This is a genomic window from Bacillus sp. FSL K6-1000 (assembly GCF_038630785.1).
Lineage (GTDB): Bacteria > Bacillota > Bacilli > Bacillales > Bacillaceae > Bacillus > Bacillus safensis.
This window is the reverse complement of the sequence record NZ_CP152042.1, coordinates 809,332-831,928: the sequence shown is the minus strand read 5'-3', so window position 1 is coordinate 831,928 and position 22,597 is coordinate 809,332. Positions and strand designations below refer to the sequence as shown.

Genomic DNA, 22,597 nt, shown 5'->3' with positions numbered 1-22,597 from the left:
TCAATCACTCCGCTTCTGATCAAATATTTTCTAAAAAATTGCACCTTACGACCCTATGAATAAAATGAGTTGATCAATCATGATAGTGGATTCAATAACTGGATTGGGGTCCATAGAAATGGGGAATAGTGAGAGGGATCATGAAAGAATAAATATGAATTTTTCTATTGATACTTGAATGAACAATAAACGATGTGTACATGCATATATAAGCATGTATTCACATATAGTTCGTTCATATGAAACAAGCATGTATCATATGGTATGTATGGTTAGACAGTTCAGCATCATATAGACCGCATTCCTTCTACTCCCTTTCATATGGTAATCAAAAATCTGTTGCATTTTATTCTTTCATTTACCGTTTCAACAGCAAAAAAATAAACAAAATATCTAAAATGATCCATTTTTATAGGATTCATGGCTTACTTATCACCTTTTAAAAGAAAAATATGGAGAATTAACGAATAATATTTGTTTTCGTCTAATTTTTTTCTCTTTTATCATGAAAAGTGAAGACAAAACGATTTAGCCTAAATATTAAAATCATTTTATGCCTATTTAGAAAATCAAATGTTCTTTAAGTGAACTTCATAATATAGAGGCAAGCCAAGGGAAGGAGTTAGTTGTTTAATGGAGCTCATTGATAATAAATCAAAGAGATGGATAAAAATTTTAAAACTGCTTGTATCAAAAGATAAGTGGTGGAGCCTTCAAGAAATATCGAATGAACAAATCGGTTCGGTTCGTGCCATTCAAAGCGATTTAGAACAAATGAAGTCGTTCCAAACAGAAAACGGAGAGCCGTTAATCCACATAAAGCCAAGACAAGGCATATCCATTTGTTATACACAGACGATACGAGTCGACTACTATATCAAAGAAATTCTAAAAGATACGATTGAAATTCGATTGATTGATGGCGTTTTCTTTGAACAAAACAGGTCTTTCTATGAATGGATGGACATACTGAATATCAGTAGATCCACATTGTATAACACCATTCATAAAATCAATTCGCTTCTTATCTCGTATGACATTGAGTTACGACCAGATAGTATGCAGTTCCATGGAAATGAGAAGGAGATTCGTCAATTTTTTGTGGAATTTTTGTTTGAAGTCTATGGAAGCAGGCTTTGGCCATTCGATGATATTCAAAAGCAAGATGCAGTTGATTTTTTACAAAAGCTATTTCAGGTGCTCGAAGTCAATCTACCTGATGTGGCGATAGATAAATTTTGCCTATGGCTCGCCGTTTCCATACACCGAGTGAGGAAAAATTTTTCAATACGACGCAATTATAGGTACTCAATGGATAAGAAAAAACAAACATCTACAGCTAAAGGTATCTATAATCAAATCAAAAACTTGGAAGAACACGTTTGCCAAATGACAAAGGACACTTTTGGTGTTACGTTGGATCGTCACGAATTTGTCTTTTTACTATTGATTGAACCAGCTATTGGCCATTATAAATCAATTGAAACTGTCGAAGAAAAATTGACGTTCTTTCAATCGCATACACCGCACCTCTTCGAAGCCATTCATTCCTTTATCAATCAACTGGAGTTGATATTTCATCAAGAGGTGGCTAATCGCAAGGCGATGACACTGATTCTTCTCCAATATTATGTGTATTCTAGGGAAATTACCGTAAGAGATGGATTCCTTTTCAAAAAGAAATCGAGGTATTTATCAGAGGTAAAAAAACAGCTTCCTTACTTCTATTCGAGGATTACTCATATCATCCAAGAGTTAAAAACAGACGATATACTTGCTTCTTTTGTGAAAAATGAACGAGAATTGATTCGTATCATTACTTCTAACTGGAGGGGTCTTGTTCATTTGGAAATGGATCGGAGAAACGTGTTGAACATTTTTGTCATTTCAACATTAGGTTATAATCATAGTTTGTTTATTGCGGATTTAATTAAATTAAGATTGCCTCCTCTCATTCATATTTTCACAAGTCCAGAAAATACATTAAATGAACAGACAATGGATCGACTTGGGATTGATATGATTGTGACCGATACTGAACTTCCTAATCAATTAGGACGGTCTACGCTGCTGATCAGCTCTTTTCCAACAAAGAAAGAAGTGGACAACTTGCACTCAAGATTGGTTGATATGACAAACTAAGATTCACCAAAAAAAAGCTGCTGAGGAGCTCTCTCAAGCAGCTTTTTGCTTCTGTATTAATGAAGCGCTATTTGTTCATTCATCAAATCAATAGCATAAAGCGATTGCTCATATTCATCTAATAGAAGGTAGACTTTGAGCGGTGCAGCAGTTTGATCTGTCTGCTGCGTGAATAGGACACAAGTGAATTTTTCGATTCCTTCTGGCAGCTTGCTTTTCAGAAAAGGATGAAGAATAGGAGAGATTCGAAGGGTATCAACATCTTGCAACCAAAGCTCATCTTGTAACGCAGGATAATGGTCAACCAAAAACTGACGAAACACTTCCAATGTACTCAAGTTAGATATCCTCACTTTCTTCTATTTATAGCTTTAAGCTTACCTAAAACAAACATGTTCAACTCACCCTATGATCTCAGTCCGCCTATTTTCGCATACTACTAGAGACACAATGTCATTTTTTCTTCTAAAAGATTTGTAGATCAACTTTACTGTCATGAGTTTTCCATATGTATGACGTTTACTATATGAAATACGAATTCCCACCGATGGACCTATGATCATATTCTTATCTGTTTCTTTCGTGATGAAACGACAACTTCCTTCTACAAAATTCCATTTTTATTCTAAAAAGAGGAAAATAGGACAAAAAAGAACAGCTGCTCACTGTTCTTTTAGAAGTTATGAAAGGTCTGTCAAAGAGAATACTTCGCCGCTCACTGCATCAACGCCATCATGACAGTCAAGCTTGCCGCATAAAACATATTGTTTTTGCACATCGTCATAGACATAGATGGGTGTAAGTTCGAGGCGTTCTCTCAATGTTTCAAAGGCTTCTTTCTGAGATATGGTGATTTCACTAGCTGATTGAGATGGATTGAGTATCCCGCATACTTGAAACATCTCTTTTTTATCTATGTAATTAATGGCTTCAAAAGTGCTGGCATCAATGAAGACCTTGATCTTATCCATAAATCCACAGCCTTCTTGCTCATTCGTTTTTAATATCGCTTCGATATAGCCATGATCACGGTGGAGTGTTTTAAGCACCCACTTCCCTGTATCCTTTGAATATTTTTGCGCCAAAAAGGTGCGAACCGCTTTGATACACTCAGCTTGCTCTTCTTTTGAGATCGGGAATGTATCTGGCGAAGGCTCCAGAGAGAAGGCTTGTTCAGCAGTAATGTCCTCGTTTATATTGATTTCCTTTTTTTCAAAGGCTTTGTTTAACGGTTCATTCCACTCCATGACCTGATTCATGTGTATACAATGTGTTTCTTCACGCCCAATTTCAAATGGTATCGTTCCTGTTCCATCGTTCTTGACATAAATTTCTTCTAACGCAAATATAGGGCGGATTCGATTCTGCTCGAAGGAGGGCCAATCAAACCGCTGCACTTGCTGCTGGGCTAAATTCTCGATCCTATCAATGGAAAGCACATATTCTTCAGCTCTTAGTCGTTTTTTTGCCATAAATGGCCCTCGATGTATAAAGTGAATGAGCTGCCCATGTTCATTCCATTTCACCTCGATTCTGCCTGAAGGCGTCACTTTCACACCATCTATTGCTTCTTCGAAAAAAAGTTCCCCTTTCTCCTTTTGTTGCAAGTGAAAATGCTCACCATCAATCGACCCTGTTTCTTGTTCAATCCATTGAATGGCATGAGCTGGATAAGGGCTTTTAAATGTGACACCATTCTTCGCGAAGGTTTTATCCATGACAAAAATAACTGTTTCAACCTGCCCTGTATTCAAATTCACGTCAATCACGGCTGTGCCGTCTGGGTTTAGATCATCGTCCTCTGGTTCAGCTTCATGGGTGGGAAACCATTCCATATTCAATGTATACACCGTTTCATTGAACATATTGACGTAACGATGAAAACTGTGCCTTTTTAGATAGTAAAGCTCTAAGCCAAATTTCGCCTTTGTCTGATCGATCAGTTGTTGAATGTTTGCATTCATTTTTTTCACCTCAAAATGATTCAGTCTTATGGAAGAACAAAGATGACGATAAAGCCGAAGATAACGATCGCTGTTAATAATCCTAAAACCATTGACACCATGTTTGTTTTCTTTGTAAAGCCTTTTAATTCATGCTCTTCAGTCGACCGGTCGATTTTTCTAAAGCGAAAAAGCATGCTTAAATTAATAAGGGCTAGAGTTACAAATAATAAGAAAATTAAAAGCGTAGGTTGTATGTTTAAGAATGGATTTGTTACATCTTGGAAGCTGAATGACTGAAGGAACATCAGACCACTTAATACTACTCTTGAAATATTTTCTGCCTTCTTTTCTTTCTCCCACTCTTCCCCCAATTTTTCTTTTTCATAAATGGCTATCTGCTCGAAAAGGGGAATGAAAGACTTTGTTGATCCTTTTTTAATAAAACCATAAATACTTAGAAAGAGCATAATAATTCCTAAACAAAGAAAGAAATGTGTAAATCGAATGTCAGACATTTGAATCAAGATAAAAAAAGCGACGATTATGATACCGGCTATTAAATTAGAAACGACTATTTGCTTTGACCTCATCTTTTTTAATGTAGCTTGTTCCATACAATACTCCTCCTCGTTTCAAATGTTTCTGTTAAGCGCTCTATCTCTATTACGATTTTATTGAAAAAATGTTTCAATATTTCCCCTTTCCATTGCAGAAATGGAAAGACGCCCATCATTCAATAGACGTCTCACCCTTCGTAATGAAATCATCACAGCATGTCTTGAGCAGCTGTTCTGTCTTTTATTTGCTCAGCTGCCAAACGTTTAAAATCCTCGACAGACAGCTGCTTTGAAGTCTTTTCTCCGTGCTGTCTAATATTTAGTGATTTTTCTTGCATTTCTTTATCGCCAATGACAGCGATATAAGGAATTTTTTGCAATTGTGCTTCTCTCATTTTATAGCCAAGTTTTTCATCCCGTTCATCGATTGTTGCTCTTATTCCGATACTTCTTAATTGCTGCTGCACCTTTAAGCAGTGATCAAGGTGAACAGTTGAGACTGGGATGATTTGTACTTGTACTGGTGCTAGCCATAATGGAAAGACACCCGCAAAATGCTCAATGAGAATGCCAAGGAAACGATCTAGAGAACCAAAAATGGCGCTGTGAATCACAACTGGCCGTACCTTTTCATTTTTTTCATTGATATATGTTAAATCAAATTTCTCAGGCATTTGAAAATCCAGCTGAATTGTGGCGCACTGATGGCTCCGCTGCAGGGCATCTTTAATATGAAAATCGATCTTCGGGCCATAAAATGCCCCATCTCCTTCATTTAGCTGGTAGTCGACCTTTAGACGATCAAGCACATTTTTTAGTGCTGTTTCGGATATTTCCCAAATAGCATCATCCCCTAAGGCTTTTTCTGGACGAGTGGATAGCTCGACTGAATACTCAAACCCAAATGTCCGATACACATGATCAACTAATTGGAAAATCCGTTTGATTTCAGCTTCGATTTGATCTTCTCTTAAAAAAATGTGAGCATCATCTTGGCAAAATGTCCTGACCCTGAACAATCCATTTAACGCTCCGCTAAATTCATGACGATGCACCTGACCAAACTCAGCCATTCTGATTGGAAGGTCTCTGTATGAATATAAGCTGTTTTTGAACATGAGCATATGCCCTGGACAGTTCATCGGTTTTAAAGCAAAGCTTGTATGGTCTACTTCTGAGAAATACATATTTTCATGATAATGATCCCAGTGCCCTGACTTTTCCCAAAGCTCTTGGTTCATCATAAACGGTGTACTCACTTCTTCGTATTGCGCTTTTCCTCGCACTTCTCTTGAAAAGGCCATTAATTCATTTCTGACAATCTGACCTTTTGGTAAATAAAACGGCATGCCTGGCGCTTCTTCTGAAAACATAAAGAGGGATAACTGTTTCCCTAATTTCCGGTGATCACGTTTATTTGCTTCTTCCATGAAATGAAGATAATCAGCTAGATGATTTGGATGCTGAAACGCTACACCATACACTCGCTGCAAGACATCCTGATTGCTATCTCCCCGCCAATAAGCCCCTGCAACACGTGTTAGTTTAAATGACTTTAAGTACCCTGTAGAAGGTACATGCGGCCCGCGGCATAAATCTACAAATTCTCCTTGCTGATAAACTGTGATGGCTTCTTGAGAGGGCAGATCTTTTAAAATATCCAGCTTATATGGATCATGTGCAAACAGCGCTTCAGCTTCTTTGTAAGAGACCTCTTTTCTTTGGATAGGATGATTCTCATTTATGATATTTTTCATCTCTTTTTCAATTTCTGCTAAATCCTCTACGCTTAATGTTTGATCGAGCTTCATATCATAGTAAAATCCATTTTCAATGACAGGTCCGATTCCCAGTGTGACATTGTCATATAACCTTTTCACAGCCTGGGCTAATACGTGTGCAGATGTATGGCGCAGCACTTCAACCCCTTCTTTTGAATCAAGTGTGACAATAGACAGCCCAACATCGCTGTTTAGCTTTTCACTTAAATCAACCATTTGATCATTGACCTTTCCCGCCACCGCTTTTTTTCTTAAGCTCGGACTAATATGGGAGGCAACATCTGCAACAGTCGTACCTGCTGGAAACTCCTTTATCTTTCCATCTGGAAATTGAATCTTCACCATGTTTTCTCTCATAAATGACACACCTTTCCTATTTTTTGAAATAAAAAAAACACACCCATCCCTCATAGAGGGACGAATGTGTAATCCGTGGTTCCACCCAAATTCCCATAACGCGTATTCGCTTTATGGCTCTGGTGCCGTAACGTGGCATTGACGGTATTGGATACTGCAATTTTCCCCAATACAGCTCAAAGGTGGTAAGACAGCTTTTCTGCGTTAGGAAGATTTCAGCGTGACTTCCCTCTCTGGTAACCGATAAAAGCTGCTCATGTCCTTTTCAAAGCAATGATCCTATATGAGTGTACAAAAAAACACACCCATCCCTCATAGAGGGACGAATGTGTGATCCGTGGTTCCACCCAAATTCCCATAACGCGTATTCGCTTTATGGCTCTGGTGCCGTAACGTGGCGTAGACGATATTGGATACTGTAATTTCCCCAATACAGCTCAAAGGTGGTAAGACAACTTTTCTGTGTTAGGAAGATTTCAGCGTGACTTCCCTCTCTGATAACCAGTAAAAATAGCTCATGTCCTTTTCTTCGCTTTTAATTTCTCCATATCTTACATGATGATGATGGATGATGTAAAGGATTATTTTGTGCAGTGATAACGAAATTCATTCTTTAAATGTAATATTGTGTGTATTCACTTGGGCTGTATTCAATTTCAAACGCAGGAGATAAGGCTCGTTTCACTTCTTCAGTGATTCGCTCTCCTTCTTGATTGAACTTTCTTTCCATGTCTACGCCATTTGGCTGCAAATCATCGGTTTCTTCGTCAAACCAGCGGCCATACTGTATATTCCAATTCCATAACTTTGAGAAAAGAGTATCACTCATTGGTACATCATCTCTTTCTAAATGACATTGACAATGCCCGCAATGAAAAGGTTCACTACCGTAATCTCCTTCAATTTTCACAAAAGGATGATCCTCAAACTCTCGGCAGCACACCCATTTTTTGAAGTGCTGACCGAACTCTGTCAGTTTAATCGAGTAATAACGCATGGAAGTTCGTTTTCCTTTCATGTCAAACATCCCTTGATCAATTAATGTCTTCAATCGATATTCAATAAAATCATCACCGATATACTGATCTAAATGACCAATGACTTCTCCTATTAAGCGTGGAGTGACGATATACTCCTCTTCTGGCGCGGACTGATGAAGCCGCTTAGCCATTTTCACTAAATAAGCATCAAATTCATCTTCTGGTACGATGATCACTTGTCCTTTTTGCCATATCCGCAGCGTATGATTTTCTTTAGCAAGTGAAACCCATTCGTTTTGTAATCTTTCTCTCTCTTCTTTTGTCACTGGGTGAATATGCGATTTACTCTCATACAAAATTTTAAATTTTTCAGATGCGATTTCTCCGGAATGTCGAAGGATCATTCTTCTTGTATTCGTATTGAACAGCTGATCAAATGCTGTCGTTATATTGATTACAGACAATTCAACCCTTTTCTCTTTTAATAAATAGACGGCATATCGCAAGCCAATTTGCTCATGTGCATTACTGCCTGTCCAGATGAGTATACGACTGCCAGCTTTTATTTCTTTTATTTGCTGAAGCATTCTATGCTGATCGTTGACCATGTCATCAAAATAGCCAAATTCATTTGACATCACGTTACGCAGCCACTCTATACGGTTCGCTTGTCCTTCATGTTCGTGTAAATGTAGAAGTGGCCCAATTGAATAAATATCATCAAAAGCGATGACATCATCTATTTGTTTTTGCTTCATTTCACGTATTGCTTGTTTTAAACTACCGGCAGCTGCCGCCCCAAATATGATATGTATCATCATCCGTCTCCCTTTATCTTACAGTTTATTTCATCTTCACCTATTCATGGTTCTTGCGTCAATTCTATTGAGTCAATTTCATTCAAAAGTATGACAATGAGATGATCAGGTATTTACAGAAGTAATAAAGCAGAAGTGAAGAGATAAAAATTTTTATAAAAAAAGCCCAGGAAATGGGCAAAGGAACTACCCTAAATAAGTAGTTCCCACAATACAAAACTAAATTTGTATGTTCACTAGTGAAATCGTTCATGTTACCTTACTTGCTCCATCACCTTCAAACTCTTCTGCTGAGAGATTCGATCAAACGCCACCATCAGAATGGTCATGAGTAAAGCGAGAAGAACCGTTCCAGCGCTGATCCAGCTTAGGTTCAATATAGATGTCCTGCTTAGTACAAGACCTCCTAAACCAGAGCCTAAAGCAAATCCGAATTGAATAAATGATGTATTGACACTTAATGCGATATCAGGAGATTTCGGTACAAGTGTGACAAGATATAGCTGCTGAGCTGGCGATGTGCTCCATGTTGCAATCATCCATATCATGATCACCGCCACCATGACCACGAGGTTCCCTGTCACAAATGCTAGCAGCATAAGCATGATGATTTGTAGAATAATTCCGGAGAAAATCGTGAATGTTGGGCCTTTTTTATCTGCTGCTACCCCTCCAAGACTGGAGCCCAAAAAGCTGCATATTCCCGCTAGTAATAAAATGCCACTGATTTCTGTAATGCTAAGGTTTGCTGATTCTTGCAGGAAGGGCGTTAAATAGGTAAATAAAGTGGAATATCCCCCAACATAGAATAGCGTCACTGCCACTGCCAGCAAAATTCTCTTATCTTTTAAAATTGATAACTGCATACCTAGCGTCACCGGTTCTTGTTCTTTCATAGAAGGGATGCGCCTATATACAACAATCAGCGGAATGAGCGTGATCAATCCAATGGCTGCAAATAATGCTTTCCATCCAATCATGCTGCTTAGAAATGTCCCGATTGGCACACCTAAAACCAAGGAACTGCTTAATCCCATTAAAATGATGCCAATGGCTGTTCCTCTGTTTTCTCGCTCGACAAGACGAGTAGCCACAGCCATTGCCACCACAATGGCCGTCCCTCCACTAATTCCTTGTAAAATCCTTGTCATCAGCACCATTTCAAACGAATGGCTGACACTTGTGAGGATATTACTTAAAGTAAAAATGATCAGCATCCATGATAATATTTTTCTGCGGTCGATATTGATGGTTAGTGCAATGACAATCGGTGCGCCGATTGCTGCTGAGAGCGCTAAGGATGTGACCAATAAACCAGCAGCTGATATCGTGACCTGTAAATCATCTGCGACCATTTGAATAATCCCTGTAATGATATATTCGATTGTTCCGATTAAGAAGGCTGCTAAAGCAAGTAAATAAACAACGGCTTTATTTTTCATCGTGAAGTTTCTCCTTTGGGCAATGTTTACACTTCATTTTTTATAGGAATTTGTATTTCAATGAGTCTTCCTTCTTCATTTTCAGACAATGGGTAATAAATCTCTCTGCCAGGCTGATCTTCTTTCACGCGATATCCGTTATTTTCGATCCATGTCGCCAGGTCAACACAAGCAGTTTGTGCAAATGGAGAATCTGAATGAAATAGGAGCGTCGCCATGGTTTCTTCAGCGGTAACGTGCGCATCGTAATTCCCTGAGGAAGAGAGCCCCTTAACGCTTTAGCGGAATACCCAACCTCAAATTCGAACTCACTTTCTTTAGCAAGTGATTCCCTCCACAGCACGATTTGTGGCTCAGAGTTCAATTCTTGCGGATGTTTATGTAACAAATGATGAAATGTTTCAAAGAATAATGGGATTTCGTCAACAGTTCCGTTGGATTGAAAAGACATGATGTGTTTGCTTTCAACCGATTTGATGATGACCTCCTGTTCTTTTTCCACACACCCCTCTCGTTTGATGAGGTGCATCCGCTCCTTAATACGCGCTAATTTCTGCTGTTCTCTCTCGATCAATTGCTGAATCTCACTCTCTTTCAAGAGAAACATGCCCTGAATCTGCTCAACAGAAATATCTTCACGAAGAAGCTGACCCATTTGCTTTAACGTAAAGCCTAATTCCTTGTACAGAAAAATTCGATTAACCTCAAGCAGCTGCTCAGCTGAGTAATACCGGTATCCAGAATCTTGATCGATCTGTTTAGGCTTTAATAAATCGATTTGGTCATAATACCTTAAGGTTTTGACAGGGACTTTACTTAACATAGAAAAATCGCCAATCTTGAACATCCTGATCTCCTCCGTTTTGTTGATCTGATCAAAGTATAAACCTTTCAGTAAAGGGGAAAGTCAATAGAAGATTTTAAAATACAATTTATTCGCATATAAAAAAGCCCTATTTCAAATAGGGCTCGTTGTTTGATGAACTTTATTTATCCTCAAGAATATGTTTAGCCGCTTCTAGTGCTGAAGCTGCTTTAGGCCATCCGATATAAAAACTAAGATGAGTGATGACTTCAATCAATTCGTTCTTCGTGACACCATTTTCTTTGGCAAGATGTAAATGGTATTCCAGCTGATTCAGGCTGCCCGTACTTACTAAAGCTGAGACTGTAATCATACTCCGATCTCTAAGAGAAAGTTCCTCCCTTCTCCACAAATCTCCAAAGAGAACTTTTTCTGAGTACTCAACAAATGCTGGAGCAAAATCTCCAAGAGTGAATTTTACAGTCGGCTTGATTGGTTGATGCATAGCTATTTCCCCTTTCAATCGTTCCGTTACTTGATCATCTGCGCAAGCCCTTCTCCAAAGGACCAATTTTCCAAGCCTGTCTCAATCAGCATAATGAATACATTTTCTTTTGATATATGGAGTTTGTTATACAACTGGTCAGCTATTTCCTTATATAATGATTGCTTCTGTCCCTCGGTTCTTCCTGAACCACATGTAATTTGGATATATAAAAGACGATGATCTCTTTCATGACGAACAAGATAATGGGGATCATAAAAAAATTCTTCTTTCTTATGTGAACTGAATACCTGAAAGTAGTCTTTTTTAGGAACTTGAAATTCTTTTATCAGAGCCTTCATGATCGTTTGGCTAATAGAAGTTAAGCTTTCTTTATCGTACTCATCTTCCATATAACTGACTTTTACAAATGGCATGTATGTCATCTCCCTTTTTCTGTCTCACTTCATTTTACATCCCAATACTCGTTTTATATAATTGAATAATATATAAAAATGCATTCATATATCGAATGGAGAATATTAGAAATGGACCTAAAAGAGTTAAAAGCATTTCAAGCCGTGATTCAGGAAGGGACCTTCTCAAAAGCCGCTCAAAAATTGAATTATGCACAGTCGACCATAACGAATCAGATTAAACGATTAGAAAAGGAATTAGGATTTCAATTGTTTGTAAGAGGATGGGAGGCTGAATTAACCCCTTCAGGACAATTGTTTGCCAAAGAGATTGATCAGTTGATACTCCATTGGCATTTTGTATTAGAGCAATCACAAAAACTCCAAAAAGAAGAAATCGGAACCTTGAATATAGGCGTCATAGAACCAATTGCTGTCTCTATTCTTCCTTCCGTCCTTCAAACATTCAGAAAGCAAAAACCGAATATCACATGCCACTTTATCATTGGTAATACAGATTTCCTTCACAAGCAGCTCCTCCAGGGGGAGATCGATTTTGCTATTGCAGGGGAACCTGTGATGAACACACTTCCGTTTGAGGAGTTGTACAAGGAGGAAATGTCTTTTATTATCGCAAAACAGCAGGCAGATCAAGTTGGAACGATTTCATTGATCAAGGATCTTTATGAACAGCCTCTGATCATAGGCGGAGAAAGTTGTTTATATTACATGAAATTACAAAAGGAACTTTCAAGAATAAATGTAGAACCGTTCACTTATACCGTCAGCCAGATTTCAGCCATTCCATCATTTCTAAAGGGATTTCCCTCTGTCGGCGTCGTCCTTTCCTCTACCCCATTGTCAGACGAGTTTGTGAAAGTTCCAATTGAAATGGAGGACCCTTTTATCCCGATAGGAATCTTAACTCATAAGGACCCCCATCTCTCTCTGGAAAACACCAAGCAGCTGCTGCTTAATCTATTTCGTCAAGAAGCGGAGCAATTCACATGCTCGTGATCTCGTATCAAAAACAAAAAACCTAGATTTCATACATCTAGGTTTTTTAATCTTTCAAGCCATTTCAAGATCGCTCCACTTTTAAAGAAATTGAATATGGCTCCCTCACTAAATCGCTCAGCTCTTACAACCCCCATGATGAGAGCAAGTACACACTGTGCATTTAAATTTGAAATGTCCACATGCTCCATATCGTTCGTTCCCCATTCAATGCCATTTTCTTTGAGGATTTCTCTATAGTGGGTAAGTTCCATTTCTTGATGCTGTTCTGCAAAGGCATAGACATCTTCAATAAAGCGTTGGACCGTTTCTGAATAGTTCACAAAAGGCATCTGGATTGGGCGTTCAGCTGTTCCATCATTTTCTTGATCGATCACCCATTCTCCGATATGATCCTCCTGAAGCATCGGTATGTATTTTGTCAAAATCTCAAATTGACTCATCGTTATCCTCCTCTATTTTTTTTAGAATGCTTTCAAGCCCGACAATAATAAAAGGAAACATTTTCAGGCCATGTATCGTGCATACAGGAGTGACATTAGTTCAGAAATTAAGCTGGAGCCTTCAAATAGATCGAAGGCTCCATTTCCAACTAAATTGCTTTAGCTAAAATCATAAATCGGTGTTGTTTTGCGTCAAAATAACCCTTTTGTTCAATGGTTTTATGAATGGTGTATAATTCATCCTTGAAATTACTTATTTCAAAACCTGGCACTTGCCAAGGAATTGCTTTTAGATAATACACCAATGCTCCGATATCATAAAATCTTAGAATGGGGAACTCTTCAGCACTTTTCAACACCTCAAAATGATTCTCCTGTATCTCTTTTAAAGCTAGCTTTAAGTTCCAATCAATAAATTCTTCATTTATTGGTACCCTTAGATTCTCATTAATCTCTATGCAATCGAGTCCACCGACTTGTTGAGTTAGAAAAATACCTTCTTTCGAGATAATTCTTCTCACCTCTTGAGATGAAAATGACTCATGTTGATTGATGATAAGATTAAATTTTCCAGTCTCAAACGGCAAATTTTCATCATTAGAAATTTGAACTACCTTAACTCCTAAAGGGGTTAATCGTTCTTTTGCGACAGGTACATTAGGTAAGTAACCTTCTGTAGCATAAACTGATGTTGGAAAAGGTCTTAATTTTGATAAAAACTCTCCACCACCTGTTCCCATGTCCAGCATTGATTTTGCACTTTGAACAAGAGAAGTAGCTATACTACCATATGACCATGAAAGCAACTCACTTTTCATTCTTCCCGTTTCAGATATGAATGAGAAATCCCACCCAACAAAAGGTGCATCTGCTTGTTTTATAAATGAAGAAAACTGTTTGTCATTCATCATAATCCCTCCAATTATCATTTTGCAGTTTTAATGATTAAATAATTGGTGGGCCTCTTACGAATATATAAAGTTGTTATATTTCATGTTCTTTTAGTCTCATATTTAATCACTCCCTTTAAAAATACTTAAAATTATATTTAAAGAGGACCTTGCCGAAGACCTTGTTTTTAACATTTATTTTATATTCATTCAGCTGATATTTGAGTGAAACAATAAAAAAATTTGTTTGAGAATCGAGAACTCATGATGGGTGTCTCATTATAGAGGACTAGGTGCAAGATAAGGAGGAAATACGAAATGGGAGCTTAGAAAAAAATAAAATAGATTGTTAGTTTTTTATTCATTTAGATGCTTTTACTCTCGCGCCAATTGTCAAAAGCTTGGTCTAGTGATATTTTCGCTCATTTAACTCCGAAAATGAAAGTTAGAACAGTAAAAAAGTTCAGCGATTGATTACATGGAATCAGAAGGTTAAGTAATCAAAAGGGCTAAAGACACCACACACTCAACATGCGGCGTATAAATCATCTAGCTCGTCAACTTTTTTCGACCTTCACAACCAGTATAAACTAAAATCTTAATAATCACGAAAAAGAATATACGTTCTCAAACCTTTAGATCAAATGTGGTCAATTATGTGGTCGGTGGTCAAAAAAAGCTATCCATAAGGACGGCCGGGTGTGAGTAATATAAGAAGAAGTTAATCATTGAAATATATACGAATTTTTTAAAACCCCGTTTCCGCGGGTAAACCGTATACTCTAATTATACACCACATTTAGATACCGAACAAATATTCGTTTATAATCTCAAGTGAGGTGGATGAAATGTAGAACGAAGAAAAGATCGAAATAGGTGGAAGATGAAATTCATCTTGCCAGAACATAATGAGGCATTAAGACAACTGCATCTTGCAAAAAAAATTGAGCGACTAGTTTTAAGCCCGGAACAATTGGAAGAGTTTGAATATACAATAGCGACTGCTATGAGCGAAGACTTGGCTCTGAATTTCGATCTATTTGATAATGGGTTTGTTCGTGAGATCACTGGGAAAGTCGGGTATGTGGATCATCTAAGAAAAGAATTCAGGGTTAAGGATGATCGTGGCGACACAAACTTTATACGGTTTGCAGATATTTTGAATGTAAAAACACCCTAACATTAGTCAGGGTGTTTTTATGTGCTTGTACATTATTCATGAGCAGGAGCAATTTTGGCTACTGGCGCACCACAAGTTAGCATGAATATGAACACAACGGTAGGATGAACAGCTGCACCCGCAAGACCAATAGCGCCTGCTACCGCCAACCAATCTCCCCTGTCTATTGATTTTTGTACATTCTTTAAAGTACCTCTAGCGATACCAGCTGCATCTTCAATACATCTCGTAACAGTGTTGCTTTGAGTGACAATTTCTTGATTCATTAATTTTGCAAAAGCGACCATTCCATCTTTCACTTCATCCGAATAAGGCGATTTTGCAAGCTCTTCCTCATTAATGACGAAGCCTTTTTCTTTTTCAGAAATGATAATCTTTGTGAAGATGTATTCAATTTCTTTTAAAGACGTCTCAATTTGCTCTTCTGTCAAACCTTCTAATCCCTTTGTGCTTTGCGTCTTTGCAGAAGCAGCTGGAGCAAAGGCAGTCACAGCTAGAACTAATGCTAACATTAAAAATATCAATCTTTTCATATTAACTCCCCCTTTTTTAACCAAAATTTACTTTATCATACTTTTATGTAAAATAAAGGTTTTTAAGAGAGAGTTAAAGTTTTCTTGCAAATATCGACATTTTGCGACACGTTAACCCCACATAAATAAAAGGAAGAATGATAGCGCCCAAGTAAGTATACCAAGCATTACAAAAAATTTAAGAAAACTTTCGTACTTTGTAAGAGGACGTTCCTTCTTTAATTTAGACAATCGCCAATGAAGAGCATAACCAGAGAACAAAAGAATTAATTGACCAATTTTTGATACGTCTTCTAATATATCTATACCATTCATTATAGTTCACCTCACATTAGAAAATAAATAAAGTAGACTTGTAGAGAGTCTACTTTTTTTAAAAATCACCCAAAGTATCCGTTTTCTGCAGTTTGAAAATCCGAGGAATTTATATGTACTGTAGCTGTGATCCCCATTAATAAGGTAAGGCTCAATATCGTAACTTTAAAGTGATTCATCAATTCCCTCCTCTTCTATTCAGCACAATTTAGACTTATTATCGCAGATAGCATATTCATTTTCCAACATTTATGTAAAAATAAGCAATAAGAAGCATGATACTTGCTAGATGGAACATTACTTTTGTTTCTTGTTTTGCGATATACCGAGAAAATATAACAATTTTGCTGATGAACATTTTGTATCTAATAAACACAAATACCCCCCTAACCTTCATGATTAGGGGGTGACTTATTTCATGAACCGTTTTACTGCATCCGCTGTTTTTGATCCATAATAGCCGTTAATCCCATTGTTTTTCGCGCCCTTATCAGGATGCGGCTAGGCCATTCATCTATTAAAATGACTGGTGATATTTATGCTCACGTAACACCAAAAATTAAAGTTAGAACAGCAAAAAAATTTGGCGATTACATAAAATTAGAAGGCTAAGTGGTCAAAATGTGGTCATATGAAGGTTTGTGGCTCTTTAACCCTTATTATTTAAGGGCTAAAGACACTACACACTCCACATGCGCCGTATGCGGGAACATATCAACTGGCTGCATGTATTCGATTTTGTAGTCTTTTGACATGTATTCAAGGTCTTTTGCTAGTGTGGATGGGTTGCAAGAGACGTAGACAAAGCGTTTTGGTTTGACTTGTTTGACGGTGTCTAAGAAGGTGCGCTCGCAGCCTGTTCTTGGCGGGTCGACGACGATGACGTCAGGACGGAAGCCTTCTTTGACCCATTTTGGCAGCCAATGTTCAGCTGTTCCTGTCACATAGGTCGCGTTTTTCATGCCGTGTTTTTTGGCATTTTTCTTAGCATCATCAATTGATTCTTTGATAACATCCATTCCTCTTACTTCTTTTGCGCCATCTGAGAGCCACATCCCAATGGTTCCAACGCCGCAATACGCATCGACAACCTTTTCTTTGCCAGTCAGTTTGGCCGCTTTTTTCGCTTCATCATAAAGCTTTAGCGTCTGCTTCGGATTCAATTGGAAGAAAGCACGTGCACTTAGTTCGAAAGAGACGTCTCCTAAAAATTCTTGGATGACCATATTGCCAGCTAGGTGAGATGTTTTATGGCCGAAGATGACTGATGTTTTTTCGCCATTGATATTATGCATAATGGACGTCACTTCAGGCAGACGTTTTTGAATGGCTTCGGCAATTTCTTTTTTCTTTGGAAATTCAGGTTTTGATGTGACAAGAACGACCTGTACTTCCCCTGTTTCAAAGCCGACACGCACGACAATCGAACGCACGTCGCCTTTTCTTGTCCGTTCATTGTAAACAGATACGCCGAACTTCTCTAAAATTTTGCGAACAACACCCGTTGTTTTGTTCGTTTTTGGATGCTGCACGATACATTCCTTGATCGGTACAAGCTTATGAGAATTCAGTCCGTAAAGTCCTGCAATGATGTCTCCGCTGTGAGAACGTCCTACTTGGAACTGACTTTTGTTTCGGTAATGCCACGGGTCTTCCATGCCGATCGTTGGCCTGATATCAAGCTTTTCAACCGATAGCTTTGTATGGCGCTCCATTGATTGAATGACAATATCACGCTTTTCATTTAGCTGCTGCTCATACGCCAAATGCTGAAGCTGACAGCCGCCGCACTCTTCGTATACTGGGCATGGCGGTTTGACTCGATGCTCAGAGCGCTTTCGCACTTTCCTGACCGTACCTTCTGCATATTTTGCTTGGACATTCGTTGCTTCAACCACCACTTCCTCACCTGGAAGCGCGCCTGGGACAAAGACCACTTGTTTTTTAAAATAACCGACCCCTTCTCCATTAATGCCAAGGCGTTTAATGGTAAGCGGGAACTGCTGTCCCTTTTGCAAAAGGGCACCTTGCTGTTTTTCTTTCACTTTATTCTCTCCGTTCTATTTAAACCATTGATAGGTTGTCTTCATTTTATTCCATCTCCTTAGTATATCACGTCTTGGACAAAGAGAGAAAATGCCTTTCATTTATTTATCTGTCTCAATGCTTCTCCATAAATATAAAGAAGCGTAGCTTAAATATGGGGTCCATTCCTTGCTTAGCGCTACCATCTCTTCTTTTGTCGGCTTTTCAGGCAGGTCGAAGTGCCGTTTGATTGCATTTTGAATGCCGATATCTGCCATTGGAAAGAGATTTGGTCTTCCAAGCCCATTCATGAGCACATTTTGAACCGTCCAAGGTCCAATCCCTCTAATCGGAAGCAGACGCTCTTCTACCTCCAGATCAGATAAATCGTGTAATTCCTCTAAACAAAGTGAGCCGCTCACAATTCGTTTCGATACATCGATGACATATTCTGCTTTTCGTTGACTAAATTGAAGCTTTCTCAAATCATCTGTTTCAAGAGAAGCGATGGTTTCTGGTAAAGGATCAAACCAAACACCTTCTATTTGCTCACCGTACGTATGGACAAATCGTTTCGTGAGCTCGTAAGCAAACGAAAGATTCAGCTGCTGATGAATGATGCATTTCATGAAACAATGATATAAATGAAAATCCAGCATGAGCGGCGTTCCGATATGCTCCTTAAAAATGGGCGCTAGATTGGTTTGAGAAAAGTGGTCTTGAATCATGTGTAATTGATGCTCCATGCCAAATATCCGTTTCACCTCAGAAAGAAGGGGTTCCTCTGGGCCGTTTGATCGCACCCGGAACATAGGCGCATCTATTGTTCCAGTAGCTTGAACGATGACCACATACGGTTTTTGCTCCAATCTGATCGGCACTTTGATTTCTCTTTGACTCAAATCGACTGCTTTTAATGGATCACTTGATAAGCGTCTAAGCACTTGATCGAAATGATACGGCGGCTCTATCACCAGCTGTTTTTCCCACATACATGTCCTCTTCCTTTCTGCCAACATACGCAGATGTAATTGTTTCATTTTGCATGAATGATTCTCTTTATTGAATACTTTTTAACATAAAGAGTACAAGAATTTATCAGTTATATCTTCCTTATTTGTGGTCATTCTCCTTTTGGATAGAAGAAAGTTTTTAGTCGAATTCAGCTAACATTCGACAGCAATCTTCAACATTTTAGGATCATTTTCCTTAAATTAGAAATAGAACCTCTGGGTGATATCTTCCTCCCTGAATATATTTGTATAATTATGACATATCAAGGAGGTGAACAAAGGAATTAGCGGATTAGGCAATCATTTGTTTTATCTTGCAAGAACATATTTACCTCATTGATAACCGGCTTCACCTAGTTTCACATTTTACAAAAAAGAAGACCCAAAATTAAAAAACAAAGGAGATCCGACCAATGAAAAAAACCATTCTTTCTGTTGCACTTGCCACTGCTGTTTCTTCGACACTGCCATTATTCGCTGACGCTGCTGAGTCAAAAACTTCAGCACCTGTTTCTACTACACTTCAGCAAACTGTCTTAAACAAAGCTGCTGCTGAAGGTAAAGCTGGCACTACAGCTAGCCCTAATGTTAACGTAAACTTTGATGTTCTTGGGATTGCCAATGCCATTGTAAACGCAGTAAACGCAAATGCAAACCGTTCTGGATTCGTGAAAAGCGTCATGGAAAGCACATTCTACGCTGCTGGCGGCAGATATAATGTCATGGTCTTTAACCTAAGCCAGAACTACGAAGACCGTTTTAACGGCGTCAAAACTTTCGCTACTGCTAATCTTGGTAATGTTGTTTACGGAATTTGGGTATTCGAAAGTGGTACATTTAAAAACAACGGCGATGGCGGCTGGGATAACTGGGCGTTTAGAGGCTGGTTTGACCGTCAAGATAAATTCGTTACGTTCCATCGTCCTTAATTCTCAGTTTTATCCATCAATCATACACGCACATTTAACCGATCTCTTTCTGAGATCGGCTTTTTTATGTAGAAAACGTATAAGTTCACCGGCGCTGCTTCATGATATAATGCAAGTCTGGAGGGGTGCACATGCTGAGAAAACTTGCAGTGACAAAAAACGGCGACTTGATTGAACATGCAACAATGCAGCAGCTTTCAAGCCCCGAAATCGCCTGGTATTGGATTGATTTTCATGCACCAACGGAAAAGGAAGCAGCGCTTTTGAAGGAATATTTTCAGTTCCATCCGCTTGCGATTGAGGATTGCTTCCATTATTTGCAGCGGCCGAAGCTTGATTTTTATGAGGGGTATTTATTTTTCGTGCTGCATGCCCTTAATCAAAAAACGCTGCGTTCTGAGGAAGTTGATCTGTTTGTTGGTGAAAACTATATCGTGACCTTTCATTTAAAGGAAGCGCCATACATTGAGCGTGTCATTCGAAAGCTCAAGGGGTCTGATAAAGAAAGAAACAGCGGACCTGAGCATATTGCCTACATGCTGATTGATCAGCTTGTTGATGATTATTTCCCTATTATTTATCAAATAGAGGACAGGCTGAATGAAATTGAGGATGAAGAAGGTCATAAAACGTATGGCACGTTGATGAACGAAGTATTCGGAATCCGATCCGATTTGCTCAAACTGCGAAGAACGATTATCCCGATGAGGGACCTTTTATATCGTATTGTGAACACAAATACGATGAAAAGCGATACAAACCGCCAAGCGTATTTTAATGATATTTACGATCATCTTTTGAAACTAACAGAGATCGTTGAGTCGAACCGGGACATGACAGCGGATTTACGAGACAGCTATCAGACGCTGAATTCCAACCGGATGAATGCGATTATGATGACATTGACCATTGTGTCGACCATTTTTATTCCACTGACCTTTATTGTTGGGGTGTACGGAATGAACTTTGACAACATGCCTGAATTACATTGGAAATACGGCTATTTTGGCGTGCTGATTTTCATGGGGCTGCTCGTCTCGGGAATGCTTTTATGGTTTAAACATAAAGGGTGGTTTAGGATTTTTAAATAATGTTTTGAGAGAAGTGCTTGGGAGGAAAATCATATGGAAAACTGGATTCCACTGAAAGACAAAGAATTAAAATTCGCCTGGAAGACTTTTGCGCGAGAGTTCAAATTTAAACCAAGCATCTCTCGCTTTCCCGCTTTTCAAGCACCCTCTCCTTACATCACATATGACATCTCTGCGTATTTTGAGGACTCTTCTCTTCTACATGCAGATGAAGATCTTGAAAAAAAGGCACTGCTCTCTTTTCAGGAGAATATCACCGGAACAGACGAATATATGCTGGCACTTGATTGGCAGCACGAATGCTACTGGATCACACCATATGGCTCGTTTGAAAAAGATGAATTTGGAGAATGGAAAGTTCCTGTTCTCCCTAATGGGGATTACTATTTCTTTTTATCAAAAGAAATGAATTGGGGCCTGCTAGGACATCCTTGGGAGCAAAGCATCACAATTTTCGGTGAGGGCTTGATTGACTCTTTTTCACGTCATCCCCCTCTTTTGTTTCAGCATAAAATCAGAGAAGGATAATCAAAAAGCCTGCAGGTCTTCTGCAGGCTTCTTTCTATAGCTGAGGCAGATGCCATACTTTTTCAAGCATGAGATCGTCTAGGCTTTTAAAGGAATATCCTTGTTTTTTCAGAGCGGTGATGGCATCATCCAGCGCTTCTGCATTGTCTCTTGAGACGGTATGAAGTAAGTAAATGGCACCTGGGTGCGCCTGCTTCATCATTTGATCATAAGCATACTGTTTTCCTTTTTGATGATGGATATGCCAGTCTACAAACGCTACTGACCAGAAAACAGTTTGGTAGCCGAGCTGTTTTATTTCTTTTAGTACCCTTTCACTGAACACACCGCGCGGCGGACGAAGGTAGAGGTTATCTTGCTTTCCTGTGATTTTGTACACAGCTTCATTGACACGGTCCAGTTCTTCTTTGATTTCTTTCGTACTTTTTGTTGTTAAATCTGGATGATGATAGGAATGGTTGCCAATGATATGACCTTCTTCTGCCATACGTTTGACAAGCCCGGGCTGGTCCTTTACAAAATGACCTGTCACAAAAAAGGTGCCTGGTACTTGATGTTTTTTCAGCACGTCTAAGATCTTGGGTGTGTACCCATTTTCATAGCCGTTGTCGAAGGTGAAATAAATCTCTTTCTTTTTCGTGTTGCCTAAATAGAAGGCATCATACTTTTTTAAGAGTGCCGTCAATTCTTTGCCCGCATCCGGCGGCCTGTGCTCTTTGCTTTTCGCAAATCCCCAGTGGATGGGCTTATTAGACACGGCTCCTGCTTCTGAAAGAGGCATGGAAACAAAAAGCGCACATAAACAGATCAGCATGAATTTTTTCATTTACGTCACTTCCCGGTTTTTCTTCTATTGTGCAGAATAAGACCGAGACTCATACACCGATTCACCTGCCAATTTAAAG

21 protein-coding genes and 2 pseudogenes are annotated in these 22,597 nt (G+C 38.8%); 6 read left to right on the top strand and 17 right to left on the bottom strand.

Features of this window, described 5'->3' with window-relative positions:
- The first annotated feature begins 633 nt into the window (after positions 1-633).
- Entirely contained in the window at positions 634-2,142 is a 1,509-nt protein-coding gene (locus tag MHI46_RS04090; RefSeq protein ID WP_342503127.1) for a helix-turn-helix domain-containing protein, read from the top strand.
- Between the two features lie 56 nt (positions 2,143-2,198).
- On the opposite strand, the gene MHI46_RS04085 is transcribed toward MHI46_RS04090, so the two are convergent.
- From MHI46_RS04085 to MHI46_RS04045, 9 genes and pseudogenes are all read right to left on the bottom strand, one after another.
- Positions 2,199-2,480, bottom strand: a complete 282-nt coding sequence (locus MHI46_RS04085; protein ID WP_039177194.1) for a hypothetical protein — start codon at positions 2,478-2,480, stop codon at positions 2,199-2,201.
- A gap of 342 nt (positions 2,481-2,822) precedes the next feature.
- Positions 2,823-4,106, bottom strand: coding sequence for a hypothetical protein (locus MHI46_RS04080; protein WP_342503126.1), 1,284 nt, complete (start codon positions 4,104-4,106; stop codon positions 2,823-2,825).
- Positions 4,107-4,132: 26 nt separating this feature from the next.
- Entirely contained in the window at positions 4,133-4,702 is a 570-nt protein-coding gene (locus tag MHI46_RS04075) for a hypothetical protein (RefSeq protein WP_144495522.1), read from the bottom strand.
- Positions 4,703-4,854: 152 nt separating this feature from the next.
- Positions 4,855-6,783 carry a threonine--tRNA ligase gene (thrS, locus tag MHI46_RS04070; protein WP_126681345.1) on the bottom strand — a complete coding sequence of 643 codons (1,929 nt, stop codon included), beginning with the start codon at positions 6,781-6,783 and terminating at the stop codon, positions 4,855-4,857.
- Positions 6,784-7,396: 613 nt separating this feature from the next.
- On the bottom strand, positions 7,397-8,584 hold the full coding sequence (locus tag MHI46_RS04065) for a DUF1835 domain-containing protein (protein WP_260775485.1): 1,188 nt from the start codon (positions 8,582-8,584) through the stop codon (positions 7,397-7,399).
- Positions 8,585-8,835: 251 nt separating this feature from the next.
- Positions 8,836-10,023 carry an MFS transporter gene (locus MHI46_RS04060; RefSeq protein WP_260775484.1) on the bottom strand — a complete coding sequence of 396 codons (1,188 nt, stop codon included), beginning with the start codon at positions 10,021-10,023 and terminating at the stop codon, positions 8,836-8,838.
- 26 nt (positions 10,024-10,049) lie between these two features.
- Positions 10,050-10,870, bottom strand: a pseudogene (locus MHI46_RS04055) (MerR family transcriptional regulator).
- Positions 10,871-11,009: 139 nt separating this feature from the next.
- On the bottom strand, positions 11,010-11,333 hold the full coding sequence (locus MHI46_RS04050; protein WP_075622573.1) for a carboxymuconolactone decarboxylase family protein: 324 nt from the start codon (positions 11,331-11,333) through the stop codon (positions 11,010-11,012).
- Positions 11,334-11,359: 26 nt separating this feature from the next.
- Positions 11,360-11,749 (bottom strand): tautomerase family protein, encoded by a 390-nt coding sequence (locus MHI46_RS04045; protein ID WP_047203605.1) that lies wholly within the window; start codon positions 11,747-11,749, stop codon positions 11,360-11,362.
- A gap of 111 nt (positions 11,750-11,860) precedes the next feature.
- Between MHI46_RS04045 and MHI46_RS04040 the strand changes: the two genes are divergently transcribed.
- A complete protein-coding gene (locus MHI46_RS04040; protein WP_106025884.1) occupies positions 11,861-12,745 on the top strand; it encodes a LysR family transcriptional regulator in 885 nt (294 codons plus the stop codon).
- A 29-nt stretch (positions 12,746-12,774) separates the two neighbouring features.
- Here the strand turns inward: MHI46_RS04040 and MHI46_RS04035 are convergent, their stop codons facing one another.
- Both MHI46_RS04035 and MHI46_RS04030 read right to left on the bottom strand, forming a co-directional pair.
- Complete coding sequence (locus MHI46_RS04035) at positions 12,775-13,188, bottom strand: DUF6508 domain-containing protein (protein ID WP_106025883.1); 414 nt, start codon at positions 13,186-13,188, stop codon at positions 12,775-12,777.
- Positions 13,189-13,337: 149 nt separating this feature from the next.
- Positions 13,338-14,096: a methyltransferase domain-containing protein gene (locus MHI46_RS04030; RefSeq protein ID WP_064497737.1), complete on the bottom strand. Its 759-nt coding sequence runs from the start codon at positions 14,094-14,096 to the stop codon at positions 13,338-13,340.
- Between the two features lie 865 nt (positions 14,097-14,961).
- Between MHI46_RS04030 and MHI46_RS04025 the strand changes: the two genes are divergently transcribed.
- Positions 14,962-15,258, top strand: coding sequence for a YolD-like family protein (locus MHI46_RS04025; RefSeq protein WP_064497736.1), 297 nt, complete (start codon positions 14,962-14,964; stop codon positions 15,256-15,258).
- A 32-nt stretch (positions 15,259-15,290) separates the two neighbouring features.
- Here the strand turns inward: MHI46_RS04025 and MHI46_RS04020 are convergent, their stop codons facing one another.
- The 5 genes and pseudogenes from MHI46_RS04020 to MHI46_RS04000 all read right to left on the bottom strand — a co-directional run bounded on the left by MHI46_RS04020 (position 15,291) and on the right by MHI46_RS04000 (position 19,123).
- Positions 15,291-15,791, bottom strand: a complete 501-nt coding sequence (locus MHI46_RS04020; protein ID WP_064497735.1) for a hypothetical protein — start codon at positions 15,789-15,791, stop codon at positions 15,291-15,293.
- A gap of 111 nt (positions 15,792-15,902) precedes the next feature.
- Positions 15,903-16,106 carry a hypothetical protein gene (locus tag MHI46_RS04015; protein ID WP_064497734.1) on the bottom strand — a complete coding sequence of 68 codons (204 nt, stop codon included), beginning with the start codon at positions 16,104-16,106 and terminating at the stop codon, positions 15,903-15,905.
- A gap of 420 nt (positions 16,107-16,526) precedes the next feature.
- Positions 16,527-16,604: pseudogene (locus MHI46_RS04010) on the bottom strand (peptidoglycan-binding protein); the annotation flags it as partial.
- A 161-nt stretch (positions 16,605-16,765) separates the two neighbouring features.
- Positions 16,766-18,151 carry a 23S rRNA (uracil(1939)-C(5))-methyltransferase RlmD gene (rlmD, locus tag MHI46_RS04005; RefSeq protein ID WP_064497733.1) on the bottom strand — a complete coding sequence of 462 codons (1,386 nt, stop codon included), beginning with the start codon at positions 18,149-18,151 and terminating at the stop codon, positions 16,766-16,768.
- A 102-nt stretch (positions 18,152-18,253) separates the two neighbouring features.
- Entirely contained in the window at positions 18,254-19,123 is an 870-nt protein-coding gene (locus MHI46_RS04000) for a DNA-3-methyladenine glycosylase (RefSeq protein ID WP_039177175.1), read from the bottom strand.
- A 434-nt stretch (positions 19,124-19,557) separates the two neighbouring features.
- On the opposite strand from MHI46_RS04000, the gene MHI46_RS03995 reads away from it, so the two are divergent.
- The 3 genes from MHI46_RS03995 (at position 19,558) to MHI46_RS03985 (ending at position 21,692) form a co-directional block, all read left to right on the top strand.
- Entirely contained in the window at positions 19,558-20,073 is a 516-nt protein-coding gene (locus MHI46_RS03995; RefSeq protein WP_260775478.1) for a stress protein, read from the top strand.
- Between the two features lie 131 nt (positions 20,074-20,204).
- Entirely contained in the window at positions 20,205-21,164 is a 960-nt protein-coding gene (corA, locus tag MHI46_RS03990) for a magnesium/cobalt transporter CorA (RefSeq protein WP_039177170.1), read from the top strand.
- A gap of 33 nt (positions 21,165-21,197) precedes the next feature.
- Entirely contained in the window at positions 21,198-21,692 is a 495-nt protein-coding gene (locus MHI46_RS03985) for a DUF2716 domain-containing protein (protein WP_327842418.1), read from the top strand.
- A 34-nt stretch (positions 21,693-21,726) separates the two neighbouring features.
- Here MHI46_RS03985 and pdaA read toward each other — a convergent pair whose 3' ends face one another.
- A complete protein-coding gene (pdaA, locus tag MHI46_RS03980) occupies positions 21,727-22,518 on the bottom strand; it encodes a delta-lactam-biosynthetic de-N-acetylase (RefSeq protein WP_342503125.1) in 792 nt (263 codons plus the stop codon).
- Positions 22,519-22,597: the final 79 nt, after the last annotated feature.